This window comes from Flavobacterium crassostreae, assembly GCF_001831475.1.
GTDB classification, from domain to species: domain Bacteria; phylum Bacteroidota; class Bacteroidia; order Flavobacteriales; family Flavobacteriaceae; genus Flavobacterium; species Flavobacterium crassostreae.
Genome location: NZ_CP017688.1, coordinates 2,286,727 through 2,299,454, shown reverse-complemented (window position 1 = coordinate 2,299,454; position 12,728 = coordinate 2,286,727). Strand labels below are relative to the sequence as shown.

The following is a 12,728-nucleotide window of genomic DNA, read 5'->3' as shown; positions in this document are numbered from 1 at the left end:
CGAGGCAATAAACTCTTTAAAATCCAAAACCGACTTTAAGTATAATGCTACCAAAAAATTAGAATTTAGAAAACTTGACAAAGGTAAAACTGAAGGAACAAGTTATGATTTTAAATCGGAGATTATGTATGCCGTAGAGTTTGAAGATAAAATTGTATCTGTAGGAATTGATTTTCTTGTAGACTCTTTAAAAAGTCAAGAATTAAATGAAAAACTTAAAAAAGAATTAAATTACAATTTTACTTTTTTTGATTTTCAATTTATACTATATATGATTTTTGCAGCAGATATAAGTTCAGGTGAAACTTGGTTTAAAAATTCTATTGGAGAAATTCTTGAAAGTTTAAAGATTGGAAAAGCTAACTTAAACGGATTTGAAATTTCCAACGAAAATGAACTAATTTCATATCTCAGAAATAAATTATACGGTTTAAATGAAAAGACAGACAGTGAAATTAAAATGTATTACGAAAAATAAAAAAGCGAACGCACAACATGGGTTTGGCAAAAGTGGGGCTTTTGTGCTAAATTGAGCATTTGTGCTTTCTATTAACTTTTGTGCTAAATTTGAACTTTAGTACTTTTTAACCCCCACCTTCGCCAAGCCCAAAAACGATGAATTATGTTTTTATGGTTAAAAATACAATTTTTATAAGCCATATTAAGTGCGTTTTTAACCATTTCTACCCGCATATTGTTCTCTAATGACCAACCCATTATTTTTCGAGAATAGGCATCTGTTACCAAGGCTAAATAAGCGTGTCCTGCATCGGTTTTTACATAAGTTATATCTGCAACAAAAACTTGTTCAGCGTGTGTTATTGCTAAGTTATAGAGTAGGTTAGGAGACTTGTAAAAATAGTGTTTAGAGTCCGTTGTGATGTGAAAACGTTTGGTTCTCTTTATGAATAAACCTCTAACTCTGAGCAAATCAAACAGCGCATCTCTGCCCATTTTTATGTTATGTTGAACAAACTTTTCTTTTAAGTGATTTAAGAGTTTTCTTGTTCCTGTTCCTGGCATTCTTTCGCGTATTTCCAAGACCAAATCAATCACAATGTTATTGCGTATTTCTTTGATTTTATAGGATTCAATTCTTTGATAATAAGCTTGTTTACTAATCCCGATTGATTCGTAAATCCATTTTATTTTAAAAGCTTTTTCTTCTTTTTCTGAATTTCGTTTGCTAACCAATCGGGCAAGTACTTTTTTGAAAGTTCCTCCCCAGTAACAGACTCAAATTCAATGATTACCTCTTGTTGAAATGCTTTAATTCCCTCTAAATCTTCTATTTTATTTTTTAGCAAACGAATTTCATCGTCTTTACTTATAGATTTATTGGTTTGCTCGTAATTGGTTAGTTTCTTCATCCAGTATTCGATTGTGCTTTTTGAAATAGCGTATTTTTTAGAAGCGTAATTTAAAGAAATTTGTCCATTATTGATTTGTTGAATTACAGAAAGTTTGTATTCAAAACTTACTTGTTTTCCGTTTCTTCTTCGGACGGGCTGATTTTCGGGTGTTTCCATTGGTTGCTAAAGGTGTTTAAGTTTTAGTCAACCTATTTTAGGACTCGACATTTTTTAAGCTATCTGCTAACGTCTCGTGGCTTGGCGATGTGGCGGATTAAGGAAGCATAAACTTTCGGTTAAGCACTGACTTTCAAGTATAAAACCAATTTCAAATTAAGCCCAAAACCCGCCATATTGCCAAACTGCTGTTGGGCGATGTTTTTTATTCGTCTTCTATTTTTGTATCAATAAATTCATATTCAGAATTTTCAAAACTTATTCCAATTTGTTTTGCTTTAAATTTAACGTGGTTTTCATCTATAAAAGTATAGGTGTAAACATCAGTTTTCCCTGAATCAAAATGCAATTCGTGAAATTCTCCGTTTTCAACCCACCATTGACCTTTTTCAACAAAGCTTTCAACTTCACCATTTTCAATTGCTGTAAATAAAAGTAAAAACGTGCCATCCTCAAATCTATGCTGAATCCAATATTTTACGAGACCTTTTCTTTGATTGTCATTTTCTGATCCTTTCCAACTACCAAACATTTTATTGTCTAGTTTGTTAACTTTAGAATCTTTTTCTTGTGCATTTGAAATGGCCATTATTCCAAAAAAAGCAATTAATAATAATTTTTTCATAAGTTTTTATTTAAAATGAATTGTTAACGGTACTTTGCTATTGACAATTTCTCCCATACTTTTAGCAGGAATCCATTTAGTTTTTAATATAAATTCTTTTAACTTACTCGTAAAGTATGAAGAATATTTATAATTTTTTTTATTTTGAAAAGTTAATTCAATATCTATGTCTGTAACAGTTCCGTCTTTGTGCAAAATGAAATCAGCTGAAATCCAAGAATAAGAATCCTTTTCCTTTCTAAACTCAAAATCTTTCGGATATTCAGCAATTTTAAAAAAGTCATTTTTATAATTTTTAAAAAAGTCTGAATAACTTTTATCATTTGGATATCTGGATAATGTATCGCATTCCTCAAAGTCATAGATTTTATTCGGATTATTTTTTACAAATTGTTTTTCCGCAACAATACGCAATGAGTCGATAAAATTTTTTCCAAATCGTTTGTCTATTTCTTGTGCCATTTTATTTGCGTAACAATTCTGTAATTCACCTGGAACTGTACAATAATACAAAGCAGAATCGATTCTAATATTGTATTTTGAAAGCAACTTATTCATTTCCTCATTACTTCGATATTGAACTACCATTCCGAAAGAATGAAAATACGTTAACTTATTTTGTTTAATATCTTTTTCAGCATTTTTAGTTTCTACTTTGCAAATCGAATCCCAATATTTATTTTCAGAATCAAGTTCAACTCTTTGTTCTTTTAATGCTTGATTTTGATAAGTTGATTTTCCGCAACTAATAAATGCAAAAAGTAACATCAAATAAATTATTTTCATATTTCTCATTTTGGCGGATTCAAGGGTCTAGCGCAACATCGTTAGTTATTTTTAATAAATCAAATTTAGTATTTTTCTTAGATAATGTACTTAATTTTAGAATAACTTTTTTGGCTTTTTAAGGAGCCAAAAGTTATTTCCAAAATTAAGTCTGTGTGTTACTGATTTTATTAATTTCTTGGTTCCTCATTTCATTAGGTGTTTTGAAACCTAAAACCTTTCTAGGTCTGTTATTTAGGTTGTTTTCTATTCGTTTCAGCTCTTCAGTAGTTATTGTGTTAAAGTCGGTTCCTTTGGGTAAAAACCTTCTAATTAGTCCATTAGTATTTTCATTTGTGCCTCTTTCCCATGAGGAGTAAGGATGTGCAAAATAAATATCCATTCCAGTCTTTTCAGAGAGCCATTTATGATTAGCCATTTCCATTCCGTTATCGTAAGTCATTGGTTTTCTGAGGTATTGAGGATGTTTATTTAACAGCTTTGCAAATTCATGAGTTACTGTTTTTGATTTTCTGTTGCTGATTGGTACAATAATAACATATCTAGTTTTCCTATCTACGATGGTTCCAATGGCACTTTTGTGTCCGACACCAATCATCAAATCACCTTCTAAGTGCCCTGCTTCCAGACGTTTTTCAATTTCAATAGGTCTTAGGTCAATACTGACTTGGTCTTTGATCCGTGTTCTTTTTTTACCAAATTTTCTTTTGTCTCGTCTTTTGTGATGATGATAGGGGAGAAGTTTGATTAGTTTTTTGCCTAAAGTAGACTGCCTAGACCTATAAATATGCTTATATATAGATTCATAAGAAATAGACATGATAGGGTCATTTGGATATAATAACTTGATTTGGCCAGCCATTAATTCAGGGCTCGTTCCTTTTAATAAGCTTCTGTAAACGAATATCTTAAGTTTAGGATATGAATTTATTTTGTCTTGAGTTCTTTTGTTTTTATTGGTTTCTAAAGCATACCAATGTGCTAAATCAGCCTTGTAAATATCGGTTGGGTTTCTTACCCAAAGATTTACTTCTCGGGTTATGGTAGATCGATTTCGATTTAATTGCTTTCCAATGTAGTTTTCGGTCCTATTTTCCTTAAGTAATGTCTCAATTATAATACGTTCTTCTAAGGATAATCGCTTGTACTTTTTTTCCATAATTCAACAAAGATAAAATTTATCATTTGTTGCGCTAGGTTATTGAATTCTCCTTTTTCGGTCAAAATATCGCCCAACGTCTCGCGGCTTGCAGAAGTGGCGAACTTCGTGACCGAGATCTTTCAGCTAAGATAAAATTTCTTACTAAAGATAAACCTTAATTTACCACATATTTCGCCATTTTTGTAAACCGCTGTTGGCTGTTAGGTTTTTATACTTTTTATTTTTAATAATCCTTTATAAATTCCTTCTAACCATATTTTACCATGATTATCAATCTTTAGTTTTTCATATTCCCATTTTATGTTTTCATTTTCATTTTTTCTAATCCAATTGTTTATTTTAAATAAAGATTTATTAAATTTTTCTTCATAACTATCTTTATAGCCACTAAAAACAAAAAACTCTTTACTTACTGTTCTATTTTTAATATAGAATTTTTTTGTATGTTTAATTAGTTGTTCGTTATCATAAGTGAAGTTGGGACTTAATAGTATATTTGATTCAAAAAAAGAGGGTTCTTTTATGTTAAAATACATCAAAAAAGTTCCGCCTAATGAATGACCAATTCCAAGTTTTGAATTTTCAATTCTATATTTTTCTTTTAAATATGGTTCAACTTCATTTTTAATATGAATAATTAAAGTATCAGCTCCACCTATTGGTGGTTCGTATTCTTTTAACGTTTCAGGATTATTATTCACAGGCAAAAATTCAAACCATCTATCTTCTGTTACTATACCAACAATTATCAAAGGTTCAATATGATTCATTGATAATAATTCAATATTACCTTTTACATAATTAAAAATTCGTTGGTTCTGTGAGTCAAATAAATATATAGTTTTAAATTTTTTCTCTGGTTGCTTAAAGTATTCGTCAGGCAAAAATATTTGTAACTCTCTTGATTTATTAAAAACTAAAGAATTTAGATACACAGTTTTGGTTTCAGCATAATATTTGTTTTCATCAATTTCTTGTGAAAATAAAAAATTTATGAAAAATAAAAGTAGAATAAGTATTCTCATTTGTTATATTAAGTTATTAAATTCTCCCTATGTTTGTTTTAATTGCTCACAACGTCTCGCGGCTTTGCGAGGTTGCGAACTTCGTAAACGAGAACTTTCGGCTAAGATAAAATTTCTTGCGAAACGAAAACGTGATAAAACCACAAAATTCGCAATCTTGCAAAACCGCTGTTGGCAGATCGTTGTTTTTTTTAGAATTTTGTTTTCAATGTTGTAATTGAACTATTTATTGCTTCTTGAATTGAATTTGTTAGATTTCCATAATCATCACCTTTTTTCCAATTTCCATTCATTTTTGCAGCAGTTTGAAAAGTTTCTTGTTGTAAAAGAGAATTATCAGTTAAGTCAATAACTTCAGTTCCAATATTTACATAGCCTTGTTTATCCAATTCAATCATTCCGTAATAACTTACTAATATACCGTATTTCACTTTCACGAACATTATTTCGTCAACATTATTTTTCGATTTAAAGTTTCGAAAGTCTTTTTTGCTATACTTTTTATTTGAGTTTGGCTTTTCAAATTTATTCAGAGTTGAATAATCAAACTTTTCTGTAATAAATTCAAATGTTTTGTTTTTACTTTTGAGAATGTTTGTAATTTCAGTTTGAATTGTTTCGTTCATTTTTAATTTTGGTTCAACTTTTTTTAAAGGTTCTGTAAATCTATTTCCTGGTGTCAAAGCCATATCTAATAATCCTTGTCCGCCAGCTTTTGCCATTCCGATACTGTCAACTTGTAAAATTACACCAACTTTTTTGGTGTTATAGAATTGTTGATTTAATGGTAATGTTGTTACGCAACTTGTTAAAGTTAATGCTAAAAAGATTCCGACAGTTAATTTTAATAATCTCATTTTTGTTGTTAATTAATTTGTTAAGTTGTTGATTTATAATTTCTGTTTCTTCTGTTTTTTTGTCTTGTCCTAGCCTATGTTGACCTTTTTTTTGTTAAAAATTAGGTTAAAAATGACCAAATCGGTTTGCCAATTTTGGTTTAGGTTTTTTTAGTTTTTTCTTCAAAAAAAATGAAGATTAAAGAAGTGTCATTTTGAAAATGCCATCTTCATTTTCTTTGACTATGGTTTTGGCACTCTTCGAGTTGCTCCTCAGCATTGCTCGTTTCCATCCTCACATAGCATTACAATAGTAGTAAATCGGTGTTTAAATAGCAATTTTTTTTGTCTTTTTATAAGATTTATTTTTCTGTTTATTGTATTGTAAATGAACAGATTGTGGTGTTTTTAAGTCTAAACTCCAATGAGTCCTTTCGTTATTGTATATTTCTACAGCTTCTTTGGTCATTGCTTTTGCTATTTGAATCGATTTAATTGTTTTTTTTAATCCAAATTCATATTTTAAAATTCCGTTAATACGTTCTGCAATTGCATTTTCGTAAGGGTCATATTTTTGCGTTGTACTTAATATAAAACCTTTATTTTCAGCAAATTCACTATGGTCAGGACAGCAATATTGTATGCCTCTATCGCTATGATGAATGATGTTTTTATGGTTAAAAACACAATTTTTATAAGCCATATTAAGTGCGTTTTTAACCATTTCTACCCGCATATTGTTCTCTAATGCCCAGCCCATTATTTTTCTAGAATAGGCATCTGTTACCAAGGCTAAATAAGCATGTCCTACATCGGTTTTAACATAAGTTATATCTGCAACAAAAACTTGTTCAGCGTGTGTTATTGCTAAGTTATAGAGTAGGTTAGGAGACTTGTAAAAATAGTGTTTAGAGTCCGTTGTGATATGAAAACGTTTGGTTCTCTTTATGAATAATCCTCTAACTCTAAGCAAGTCAAATAGCGCATCTCTTCCCATTTTTATGTCGTTTTGAACAAACTTTTCTTGTAAGTGATCTAAGAGCTTTCTTGTTCCTGTTCCTGGCATTCTTTCGCGTATTTCCAACACAAAATCAATCACAATGTTATTGCGTATTTCTTTGATTTTATAGGATTCAATTCTTTGATAATAAGCTTGTTTACTTATCCCGATTGATTCGTAAATCCATTTTATTTTAAAAGCTTTTTCTTCTTTTTCTGAATTTCGTTTGCTAACCAATCGGGCAAGTACTTTTTTGAAAGTTCCTCCCCAGTAACAGACTCAAATTCAATGATTACCTCTTGTTGAAATGCTTTAATTCCCTCTAAATCTTCGATTTTATTTTTTAGCAAACGAATTTCATCGTCTTTACTAATAGATTTATTGGTTTGCTCGTAATTGGTTAGTTTCTTCATCCAGTATTCGATTGTGCTTTTAGAAATAGCGTATTTTTTAGAAGCGTAATTTAAAGAAATTTGTCCATTGTTGATTTGTTGAATTACAGAAAGTTTGTATTCAAAACTTACTTGTTTTCCGTTTCTTCTTCGGACGGGCTGATTTTCGGGTGTTTCCATTGGTTGCTAAAGGTGTTTAAGTTTTAGTCAACCTATTTTAGGACGCGAGGTTTTAATTGTTGCTAACGTAATACCACTTAGCGAGGTTATGGACTTTTGAAAACGAGTACTTTCGGTTGAACGTAAACGTTATTTAAAATGGCAATTCCACTAAACCCGCCATATTGCCAAAGGGCGGTTATGTGATGCCTTTATTTTTCTTTTGTTTTCGATTATCTGTTTTCAGCACTTCTATTTTTTATTTTATTAATTATTTTTTGGTCCAATATCAATTTTCTTTTCAATTCTTTTCAACTCTTCTTCATCTTGTGTTTCTTTTTGTTTATGTAATGCAGAAAATTTTCCAAAATTGTAACTTAAACCAATTCTAAAATTTTGATTATCTCTAGTTAATAAATAATCAACATTGATGTTTTTTGACTGGGTAAGTGCATTTGTTTTGAAAGTATTGAAAACATCTCTTGCACTAAATGTAACTTTCAATGCGTTATTAAAAAATGATTTATTCAGTGTTAAATCTAATTTTTGAATAGGATTGTTTATTTGATAAATTTGATATGTCCCTTTTGATACATAGGAATAATTAAGACCTAGTTTAACTTCAAACGGTAATATTATTTGCGAATAACTCATAAAATAAAAGTTGGGTTTAAATTCGCTTATATATTCTTCAGCATTATTGATTTTATAAAAATTGTATCCTGTTGTTAGATATAAAAAACTTGTTTTATCAATGTTTATTCTTTTTTTGAAGAATTTAGTACCCTCGGTAAAAATAGCATACGGAATGGGTAATCCAATTGATAAATTGGAGTTTCTTAATCCTTCAAAGCTTTTATAAGTTTGTGTTGTTTTAAGATTTCCTATATTTTCTACAATTAATAAATTTTCTGTTTTTGCATAACTATAATTATAACCTATATATGCGTATTTTAAGAGTGATAATTTTGTTTCAAAATTATTATAAAAATTAGGTTGCAAGTTTGGATTACCTTGAATACTTGTAAAATTATCAAAAAAACCATTCAAATTTGGGTCAAGTTCTGTATAACCTGGCTGTTCTATTTTTCTAGTATACGAGAGTGTAAAATCGGTTGCTTTATTAACTTCATATAACAAACTTGCACTTGGAAATAAATTTGTAAAAGTTCTGTCATAATTTGAATTCTTGTCTTCGATTTCACTTTTTATAACATAATTTTCAAAACGCAAGCCAGCATTTAAACTTAATTTATTTATTTTTTTTCTTGCTTCGACATACACTGCATAATTAGATTGATTGAAATTAAAACGCAGTTCATCATTATAAATGGGATTGTTTAAAATACTACTATTTGTGTTATTTAGATTGTACACCCCATTTGAATTAACTTTACTATGTGATAATTTCACACCTGTATTTAATGTGAAGTTACTTTTAATATATGGTAAGGTTAAGTCTGCTTTTAAATATTTAGTTTCTATATTCAAATCATTATTATTAATGCTATATGAATTTGAATTTGTTGACGGTAATATTGTTGTAGTTTGTGTTACCGCATTGAATTTGCTTTTTTCAAATCGTGTCCAGTTAGTTGAAATATTTAATTCTCGACCCAATGTGTCTAATTTCTGTTTGTAGTAAAGTATTATTTCATTTTGATTATTTTTTTCAGACGGAATACTATAACTGTTGAAATTAAAATTTGGTACGACATTGTTACTTGTTAAATCTCCTGTAGTTTGTGGATTATTTTTATTGGTGTTTAAGTTGTATTTAAATCCAATAGTAGTTTTTTTATTCATATTGTAATCAAAGGATGTTCTTAAAAAAAATGGTTTGTTATTACTTTTGGTAAAATAATTTTGATTTAAAATTACATTAGGATTGTAATCTAAAAATTGATTTGTCATTTTTTTATTCTCATCACTATTGTTTCCACTAATGCCACTAGAAAGTTGCCAACCTATTTTTTTTACTCTTCCGTTTAAGGTAATTGAAGTTCCAAATTTATTATATCTGCTTCTACTGTAATAAGTATTTATAGTTCCACTTAAACCTTTCATTGATTTTGCAGATGTAATAATATTTATAATCCCTCCAGATGTATCGGCATCATACGAAGCTCCGGGATTGGATATAATTTCTATTTTTTCGATAATATTTGCGGGTAGATTATTTAGAAAATTAACCAAATCTTGTCCTGACAATCCACTTGGTTGTCCGTCAATCCATATTGTTGTTGCTTTGCCATTTAACATAACATTCCCATTTGGGTCAAGTAATACGCTTGGAAGTTTGAGCATTGCATCGTATGCACTACCTTCTGAAAGCATAACATTGTCTTTTACTGCAATGGTTGTTTTGTCTGCTTCTACTTTAATAAAATCTTTTCGTATTCCCATAATTGTAACTTCCTCTAAATTTGTTACAACTTGTTTTTGTAATACGACTTCGTCTAGCATTAATGTATCTTTAGAAGTGGCTTGAATTTCAAAGGCTAAAGATTTAGATTGGTAATTTTCGGAATTGATTGTAACTTTAAAACTTCCTAAAAATTTGGAAAAAGTATAATAATTTAAGCAATTTTTTATTACAAACTTTTTTACGGTTCTGTAATTATCACCTGTTTTCATTTCAAGTAAAACTATTTTTTCGGTATTTTCAGTATCGCAAGCACTCTCGGTTCTAATTTTAGAACCAATTACAATATTGTTTTGTGAAAATGATTTTATAGAAAATAAGACGAATAATGTAAAGAATATGTTTTTCAATGAATGATAGTTTTATTTTTTAGTTCTTCTAACAATGTTCCATCAATCTCTGAAAAATTATTATTTTCTAATGCTTTTGATAATTCCAGAGTTATAGGATATGATTGATAATCAAATAAATCAAAAATGAAATAAGAACTTTTCACAACAAATATTGTAAACCTATTAGCATTAAATTCATTTCTGTCTTTTTCATTTTTTGTATATGGTGTTGTTATATTCCTCATGAACAAATTATGAATAGTTAGCCAAGAAGTCCATTGTTCAGGGAATTGATAAATTTTATTTTCTAAATATTTATATGAAATTTCAATAGATTTTGATATAAATTCTTCTTTATTTTTAAAATTTTCAATTTTAATTTCGTTGTGAAATTCAATAAAACTATTTTCATTATTATCTCTATATGAAATTACAGGAATAATATGTGCACCAAGTAATAATGCTAATTTTGAAATGCCATTTTTAACATAAATTTTTTGATTTAAAAATTTTATTGAAATAAAGCTTTTGTCAAAATTTTGACTTTTAACATTAATTCCAGTATTTCCATCAAGATAGACACTCATTATATAACCATCTGAAATTAATTGTTTTAATTTAAAAATAGAAGTTTTATCATGAACACTCAAAATAATGAAATCAGAACTCTTCTTTGATTTTAAAAGAGGTTTAACTTTGAATAATAAATCATCTTTTTGCAAATTCATTATTGTTTCATCAATAATTATAACAATTTTATGACCTAATTCATATAAAATTGAATTATATAATCTGAATGAACCAAAATGAAAAGAAGCAAAAATTAATGGCGAGCTTTGTGTAATTTCAGAAAGCGAGATGTTACTGTGATTTACAATATTTACAGATTTTAAATAATCCATACAATATTGTTCTAAACCAGATAATGCCTTATGGTATATGAATTTTTCAAATAGAATTTTATAATTCTCTCGTTTTATATTAGGTATAAACTTGTTAATATTTGCAGAAAACAATGAGAAACCATATGTTTTATCATCTATTTCTTGTTTACTTGGATTATGAATTTTTTCTTTTATTATTATTTTTTCGTTTAGTAAGTTCATTATGATTTTTTAAATTTATTTTTTAGCATTCTATAAATGAAATATGTTAATAATACAATTGGAATAAAGTCATTCCATTTTATGCTATCGTTGTTTATCAGTTTAAGTATAAATTTGAACGTGCTATTTGCGATAATATATATTAACCAAATTATAAATAATAATCTAAATACTGAATAAAAAATTACTGTTTGTTTTTCTTTTACTTTTTTAAAAGCAATAATTTTTTTTAGAATATTATTTGATTTCTCCATCAAATTTTTCTCATTTAATAAATCTGAAATTATCCAATATCCATCAAATTTTAGAAATGGATTTAGATTTAATATAATTATGAAAAAATTTGCGTGAAATATGTGTGTAAAAATTGGATCTTCAGGTTGGATAAGATATAATATGTAGAAAAAACACCCTAAAATTAATTGAATAAAAATCCCTGAAAAATTAATAATTGTTCTTTTTTCAATGTTTAATTTCCAAGACTCTCCTAAATCTACATAAAAAACAGGAAAAATGGAATAAATACCAAAACCAAGTTCGTGAACTTTTACATTGAATTTTTGAGCAGAAACTGTATGTCCTAATTCGTGAAGTATCAAGACAATGATTAACAAAAAACTCCAAATTAACCAATCTATTGTAGTTGTAAGTGGTTGGTTTTTTTTTGTAAAGAAAAAGAATAAATTTATGAGTAAGACTATAGAAAAAAAAGAATAAAATATTTTTTTATCAAAAATTGTGGTTACAAATGAAGGAAATATAAATTTACTTGGTTCAAGTATTTTAAAAAGTTTTACTAATGTTGTTGGTTGCTTCTGTGAAAGAAAATTATTGATTTTATTTGTAATGATTTCATTTATGTCTTCTTCATTTAATGTTATTTGATACTTCTTATTTAGTATATTAATTATTTGGTTTATTGTTTTGCTTTCTTTTAGAAGTTCAACAATCTCTTTTATTAAAAATCCAACATACATTGTTTTATCTTCTAGCTTTAGAAGATATTTATCTTTAAAATCGGTATCATATATTTCTATTTTACTGTACATTTTAATTATTGTAAATTTATAAAATAAGGACGAGAGTATTCTCGCCCTTAAATTTTTGTGTAAAATCACTAATTTCTTAGCAAGAACAAATTACACAAGCAGCGCCTTCAGCACCTGCTGCACCTGCTGCTGTAAATTCATTTCTTTCTTGCAATTCTTCAATTGAAAGACCTTTTAAAATTTCTGAATTAGGCGGATTCAAGGGTCTAGCGCAACATCGTTAGTTATTTTTAATAAATCAAATTTAGTATTTTTCTTAGATAATGTGCTTAATTTTAGAATAACTTTTTTGGCTTTTTAAG

Annotated in this window: 14 protein-coding genes; 1 reads left to right on the top strand and 13 read right to left on the bottom strand. The window is 28.0% G+C overall.

All coding sequences use genetic code 11. The features are described from left to right. The first annotated feature begins 124 nt into the window (after positions 1-124). Positions 125-478, top strand: coding sequence for a hypothetical protein (locus tag LB076_RS10295; RefSeq protein WP_070786789.1), 354 nt, complete (start codon positions 125-127; stop codon positions 476-478). An 83-nt stretch (positions 479-561) separates the two neighbouring features. Here the strand turns inward: LB076_RS10295 and LB076_RS10290 are convergent, their stop codons facing one another. The 13 genes from LB076_RS10290 to LB076_RS14135 all read right to left on the bottom strand — a co-directional run bounded on the left by LB076_RS10290 (position 562) and on the right by LB076_RS14135 (position 12,628). Continuing rightward, positions 562-1,194, bottom strand: a complete 633-nt coding sequence (locus tag LB076_RS10290; protein ID WP_070786788.1) for a DDE-type integrase/transposase/recombinase — start codon at positions 1,192-1,194, stop codon at positions 562-564. Further along, a complete protein-coding gene (locus LB076_RS10285) occupies positions 1,146-1,529 on the bottom strand; it encodes a helix-turn-helix domain-containing protein (RefSeq protein WP_070786770.1) in 384 nt (127 codons plus the stop codon). Before LB076_RS10285 ends, LB076_RS10290 begins: the two co-directional genes overlap by 49 nt. Before the next feature lie 205 nt (positions 1,530-1,734). Then, positions 1,735-2,154, bottom strand: a complete 420-nt coding sequence (locus LB076_RS10280) for a hypothetical protein (protein WP_066331828.1) — start codon at positions 2,152-2,154, stop codon at positions 1,735-1,737. Between the two features lie 6 nt (positions 2,155-2,160). After that, positions 2,161-2,940: a hypothetical protein gene (locus LB076_RS10275; protein ID WP_232505649.1), complete on the bottom strand. Its 780-nt coding sequence runs from the start codon at positions 2,938-2,940 to the stop codon at positions 2,161-2,163. A gap of 145 nt (positions 2,941-3,085) precedes the next feature. Beyond that, on the bottom strand, positions 3,086-4,099 hold the full coding sequence (locus tag LB076_RS10270) for an IS30 family transposase (RefSeq protein ID WP_070786787.1): 1,014 nt from the start codon (positions 4,097-4,099) through the stop codon (positions 3,086-3,088). Between the two features lie 203 nt (positions 4,100-4,302). Further along, positions 4,303-5,127 carry an alpha/beta hydrolase gene (locus LB076_RS10265; protein ID WP_066336548.1) on the bottom strand — a complete coding sequence of 275 codons (825 nt, stop codon included), beginning with the start codon at positions 5,125-5,127 and terminating at the stop codon, positions 4,303-4,305. A gap of 191 nt (positions 5,128-5,318) precedes the next feature. Then, on the bottom strand, positions 5,319-5,984 hold the full coding sequence (locus LB076_RS10260; protein ID WP_066336542.1) for a hypothetical protein: 666 nt from the start codon (positions 5,982-5,984) through the stop codon (positions 5,319-5,321). Between the two features lie 307 nt (positions 5,985-6,291). Beyond that, on the bottom strand, positions 6,292-7,200 hold the full coding sequence (locus LB076_RS10255; RefSeq protein WP_083319329.1) for an IS3 family transposase: 909 nt from the start codon (positions 7,198-7,200) through the stop codon (positions 6,292-6,294). Beyond that, on the bottom strand, positions 7,152-7,535 hold the full coding sequence (locus LB076_RS10250; protein WP_070786770.1) for a helix-turn-helix domain-containing protein: 384 nt from the start codon (positions 7,533-7,535) through the stop codon (positions 7,152-7,154). The genes LB076_RS10255 and LB076_RS10250 overlap by 49 nt, the downstream gene beginning before the upstream one ends. Positions 7,536-7,781: 246 nt before the next feature. Then, positions 7,782-10,289 carry a TonB-dependent receptor domain-containing protein gene (locus tag LB076_RS10245; protein ID WP_066331931.1) on the bottom strand — a complete coding sequence of 836 codons (2,508 nt, stop codon included), beginning with the start codon at positions 10,287-10,289 and terminating at the stop codon, positions 7,782-7,784. After that, positions 10,286-11,377, bottom strand: a complete 1,092-nt coding sequence (locus LB076_RS10240) for a lysophospholipid acyltransferase family protein (RefSeq protein ID WP_066331929.1) — start codon at positions 11,375-11,377, stop codon at positions 10,286-10,288. The genes LB076_RS10245 and LB076_RS10240 overlap by 4 nt, the downstream gene beginning before the upstream one ends. Next, the gene (locus tag LB076_RS10235) at positions 11,377-12,426 is read right to left on the bottom strand and encodes a site-2 protease family protein (protein WP_066331926.1); all 1,050 of its coding nucleotides are present in this window, start codon (positions 12,424-12,426) and stop codon (positions 11,377-11,379) included. The genes LB076_RS10240 and LB076_RS10235 overlap by 1 nt, the downstream gene beginning before the upstream one ends. 76 nt (positions 12,427-12,502) lie before the next feature. Beyond that, positions 12,503-12,628, bottom strand: a complete 126-nt coding sequence (locus LB076_RS14135) for a hypothetical protein (protein ID WP_257785931.1) — start codon at positions 12,626-12,628, stop codon at positions 12,503-12,505. Positions 12,629-12,728: the final 100 nt, after the last annotated feature.

Bases quoted from the DNA above. Each gene is read 5' to 3' on its own strand.
- LB076_RS10295 (WP_070786789.1), top strand. From the start codon at position 125: ATGTATGCCGTAGAGTTTGAAGATAAAATTGTATCTGTAGGAATTGAT.
- LB076_RS10285 (WP_070786770.1), bottom strand. From the start codon at position 1,529: ATGGAAACACCCGAAAATCAGCCCGTCCGAAGAAGAAACGGAAAACAA.
- LB076_RS10280 (WP_066331828.1), bottom strand. From the start codon at position 2,154: ATGAAAAAATTATTATTAATTGCTTTTTTTGGAATAATGGCCATTTCA.
- LB076_RS10275 (WP_232505649.1), bottom strand. From the start codon at position 2,940: ATGAAAATAATTTATTTGATGTTACTTTTTGCATTTATTAGTTGCGGA.
- LB076_RS10270 (WP_070786787.1), bottom strand. From the start codon at position 4,099: ATGGAAAAAAAGTACAAGCGATTATCCTTAGAAGAACGTATTATAATT.
- LB076_RS10265 (WP_066336548.1), bottom strand. From the start codon at position 5,127: ATGAGAATACTTATTCTACTTTTATTTTTCATAAATTTTTTATTTTCA.
- LB076_RS10260 (WP_066336542.1), bottom strand. From the start codon at position 5,984: ATGAGATTATTAAAATTAACTGTCGGAATCTTTTTAGCATTAACTTTA.
- LB076_RS10250 (WP_070786770.1), bottom strand. From the start codon at position 7,535: ATGGAAACACCCGAAAATCAGCCCGTCCGAAGAAGAAACGGAAAACAA.
- LB076_RS10240 (WP_066331929.1), bottom strand. From the start codon at position 11,377: ATGAACTTACTAAACGAAAAAATAATAATAAAAGAAAAAATTCATAAT.
- LB076_RS10235 (WP_066331926.1), bottom strand. From the start codon at position 12,426: ATGTACAGTAAAATAGAAATATATGATACCGATTTTAAAGATAAATAT.